This window comes from Inquilinus sp. (assembly GCF_057815775.1).
In genome coordinates this window covers 1-2,416 of sequence record NZ_JBYRFX010001097.1, presented here as the reverse complement: position 1 = coordinate 2,416, position 2,416 = coordinate 1, and the positions used below count along the sequence as shown (strand labels likewise).

The following is a 2,416-nucleotide window of genomic DNA, read 5'->3' as shown; positions in this document are numbered from 1 at the left end:
ACGAGATGCGCGCCCTGCTGCGCCAGTTGCCGGGACCGGATCTGGAGGCAGGCACGGCGGTGCGTGAGCGCGACCGGCAGCTGACCAAGCCGCCCGGTGCGCTGGGCCGGCTGGAGGATCTCGTCGAATGGATGGCAGTGTGGCAGGGCAAGCACCCGCCGCAGCTGCGCCGGCCGCGGGTGGCGGTGTTCGCCGGCAATCACGGCGTCGCCGTGGCCCAGGGCGTGTCCGCCTTCCCGGTCGCGGTCACGGCGCAGATGGTGAAGAACTTCATCGCCGGCGGCGCCGCGGTGAACCAGTTGTGCCAAGCCGCGGACAGCGACCTGCGGGTCTATGAGCTCGACCTCGACCACCCGACCGCCGACTTCACCATTGCACCCGCGATGCGCGAGGCCGACTGCGTCCGCGCCATGGCCTACGGCATGATGGCGGTGGAGCCCGGCCTGGACCTGCTGTGCCTGGGCGAGATGGGCATCGGCAACACCACCTCCGGCGCCGCCCTGGCCTGCGCCCTGTTCGGCGGCGACCCGGCGGACTGGGTCGGCCCCGGCACCGGCGTCGATGCTGAGGGCATGGCGCGCAAGGCCCGGGTCGTGGCCCAGGGCCTGGCCACCAATCGCGAGGCCATGACCGACCCGTTCGAGATCCTGCGCTGCGTCGGCGGACTGGAGCTGGCAGCGATCGTCGGCGCCGTGCTGGCGGCGCGGATGGCGCGGATCCCGGTGCTGCTGGACGGCTACACCTGCACCGCCGCCGCCGCGGTGCTATGGGCTTTCGACCGCCACGCGCTGGACCATTGCCAGATCGCCCATGTCTCGGCCGAGCCGGGGCATCGCCGGCTGCTCGACAAGCTCGGCCGCACCGCGCTGCTGGATCTCGGCATGCGGCTGGGCGAAGGCTCCGGCGCGGCGCTGGCGATCAGCCTGGTGCGTGGCGCCCTGGCCTGCCATGAGGGCATGGCGACCTTCGCCCAGGCGGGGGTCAGCGACAAGGATTAGGCCGCGGCTACCAGGTCACGGTGAAGACGGCGACCAGGAGTCCGGTGGCGGCGATGGCAATCCAGACCAGCGCATGGGGGTTCGTCGCCACCCGACCGCGCCAGCCCTGCGACCCCCGGTCGGCCGGACGAGCCGTCCCGCTTTGCACCGGTTGGCCTTCGCGGCCAGGGTCGGGTGGCGAGCCGTCGCCGGCCCGCACATCCGCAGCGGGCTCCGGGACCGGACTGTCGGCCGGGATTTCGGCGGCGTCCCGCGCCAGGGCGGCGGCGAGCTCATCCGGGTCCACGGTGACGACCTGGACCGACTCGCCGGTGCCGGGCCGCCCGGACAGCCGGATCATCGTCGCGATCCGGCGATAGGCGGGCGGCGACGTGCCGTCGATCCACTCCTCGTCGGTCTCCACGGTGTAGCTGCCCGGCGGCTGCAGGCCGCCGATGCCGCTCAGGCTGAAGGGCCGGCGGAACGAGACGGTGCTGCTGTTGGTGCGCATGGTCATCGCAGGTCCCTCCATTCCCTTGGCCCTTGGACGCTACAATGCGCCGTGCGCTACGGCGTAGAGGGCGATCAGCACCAGGAGGCCGATCGGGATCACGACGGGGGGAACCAGCCAGGCCTTCACAACGGCGCCCGTTCCGGAGCGAGCTCCGGTCCCGTCACAGCGGGGACCGGTTCGATCTTCGGCCGCCAGCGAAGGACCCTGCGATGCGCCCGCGCGATGTCCAGGACCGTCAGATGCCGGGCGGCCCGTTCGTAGCCGGACTGTGCCGCCTCACGGCGGGCGCCCAGCTCCCCGGCCGCGGCCAGGAGAAACCAGGTGCAGGCCTTCAGCGCATCCTTCTCGGCGCCCGGACCTTCGCCATAGAGCTGGGCCAGGCGGATCTGCGCCCGCGGCAGGCCCTGCTTCGCCGCACGCAGCAGCCAGCGGATGGCTTCGCTGCGCTTGTCCTCGCCGATATAGCCGTTGTCGTCGTCGCGATTGTCGTAGACGACGCCGAGATTGAACTGCGCCACGGCGTCGCCCCGTTCGGCGTCGCGCTCCAGGCGTTTCATGCTTTCGGACTTCACTGGGGCGCCCCTTCGTGCTGGCGTGCGGGCTCGGGCCCGGCTGAAACAGCCGGCGGGATGCCAGCACGCGATATGGCGGACATCGCGAGACCGATCGGCCGGCCGGCGGAGGTCGCGGCCATCGCCCCATCGGCCGGTCCCGATATCTCTCGGATCAAGCGGATGATATGGGGTCGTCCACCAGACATTGCGACGGCAAGCGGGCGTTGCTGTCCGTAAAATCGGCCGCCTTCTGCGTTCCATCCGCTCCCGAGCACTGAAATAGCTCATATATCCGCAGATTATTTTTCAGATTATATTTCCAATCAAAAATAAATCTTCGGATTTCCTTGAGTTATCATCTCAATCGGACC

General features: G+C 70.0%; 3 protein-coding genes. 1 reads left to right on the top strand and 2 read right to left on the bottom strand.

The features are described from left to right. Positions 1-998: nicotinate-nucleotide--dimethylbenzimidazole phosphoribosyltransferase (gene cobT, locus AC3XYG_RS39295; RefSeq protein ID WP_489145349.1), on the top strand; the 998-nt coding region annotated here is incomplete at its 5' end. Positions 999-1,005: 7 nt separating this feature from the next. On the opposite strand, the gene AC3XYG_RS39290 is transcribed toward cobT, so the two are convergent. Together AC3XYG_RS39290 and AC3XYG_RS39285 are read right to left on the bottom strand one after the other, a co-directional pair. Further along, positions 1,006-1,494 (bottom strand): hypothetical protein, encoded by a 489-nt coding sequence (locus AC3XYG_RS39290; RefSeq protein ID WP_489145348.1) that lies wholly within the window; start codon positions 1,492-1,494, stop codon positions 1,006-1,008. A gap of 119 nt (positions 1,495-1,613) precedes the next feature. After that, positions 1,614-2,048 carry a tetratricopeptide repeat protein gene (locus AC3XYG_RS39285; protein WP_489145347.1) on the bottom strand — a complete coding sequence of 145 codons (435 nt, stop codon included), beginning with the start codon at positions 2,046-2,048 and terminating at the stop codon, positions 1,614-1,616. Positions 2,049-2,416 lie beyond the last annotated feature (368 nt).

What these genes read in the sequence shown, in the direction of transcription:
- AC3XYG_RS39290 (WP_489145348.1), bottom strand. Translation starts at nt 1,494, where the DNA reads ATGACCATGCGCACCAACAGCAGCACCGTCTCGTTCCGCCGGCCCTTC.
- AC3XYG_RS39285 (WP_489145347.1), bottom strand. Translation starts at nt 2,048, where the DNA reads ATGAAACGCCTGGAGCGCGACGCCGAACGGGGCGACGCCGTGGCGCAG.